This window comes from Xenorhabdus beddingii (genome assembly GCF_002127545.1).
In the GTDB taxonomy this organism is placed as follows: domain Bacteria; phylum Pseudomonadota; class Gammaproteobacteria; order Enterobacterales; family Enterobacteriaceae; genus Xenorhabdus; species Xenorhabdus beddingii.
On the sequence record NZ_MUBK01000118.1, the window covers coordinates 1 to 1,088 of the forward strand.

The window sequence follows — 1,088 nt, forward strand, 5'->3', positions numbered from 1 at the left end:
GCGGCCAGTTTGCCATCGTGCACTTTCAGCTTCCGAATTCTGCGCCCGAACGGATCGTATTGATAGCGCCAGCGCGAGCCATCCGGGGTCTCGAAGTGGGTGAGCTGGTTCTGGGTGTCCCAGCGGTAGCGCCAGATTTGCGGGCGGAAGCCGTCACGCTGTTCGGTTTTTTCCACCAGACGCCCGTTGTCATCGTAGCGATAGCGGATATCCCCCTGCTGCACCACCCGCCCGGCTTGCTGGCGCTGGGTGAGTTGGGCCACCGCGCCGTGGGCATCCACAGGCAGGTGCTGGCTCAGGTTGCCGTTGGCATCGTAGCTGAACTGCTCTTCATGCGGACGGGCTCCCTCGAACAGGGTATGCCGTATCTGGTCGTTGGTGTTGTAACGGTAACGGGTTTGCCCCCAGCGGCTGTCGTCAATCACCCGCACATTATGGGCCCGGTCGTATTGCCAGCTCCGGTTGACGGCGGTCGCTTGCGGCGGGAAGTGCGGGTCGTTTCGGGCCAGGGTTTCCCGGAAAAAGGGGGTGGCCTGACCGGCCGACTGGTGCGCCAGCAACCCGGTCGCGGTGTAGCGGCTGGCAAGGATAAAACCGTCGGCACTTTCGCGTACCGTTTCCCGTCCCAGTGCATCATGCTGAAGCGTCAGCGGGCGGTGCCGGTTAAGCTGAAAGTGGTTCAGGCTGCCCGACGGGTGATAACCGAAGTGCAGGGTGTTGCCATCCACCCGTTCACTGACCGGCCGCCCCGTCAGCGCATCCCATTCACGGGTAATCTCCCGCCCGTTGATCCGCTCACAGGTCGGCAGGCCGGTGGTTTGGTCATATCCATATTCCACGACGGCATCGGCATTGGTGGCTTTCACCAACTGATGGCGTTGGTTGTATTCGTAGGTGGTGGTGGCCTTCAGCACCAGCCGGCCATCTTCCGGCTGCCAGCTTTCCTGTTTAATCAGTGAACCGGCGGCAGAATAGTGCCAGCGCAGTTGCTGCCCGTCGGGATACTGCACCTGCGTGCGGCGCCCCAGTGTATCGTACTGATAGTCAAGGGTGCGCCCGGTAAAATCAATTTCGCGGGTAATCTGCCC

The 1,088-nt window shown here is 61.8% G+C and carries 1 pseudogene; it reads right to left on the bottom strand.

Annotation, left to right across the window (positions count from 1 at the left end):
- Nucleotides 1-1,088 (bottom strand): annotated as a pseudogene (locus Xbed_RS18745) (RHS repeat-associated core domain-containing protein); the annotation flags it as partial.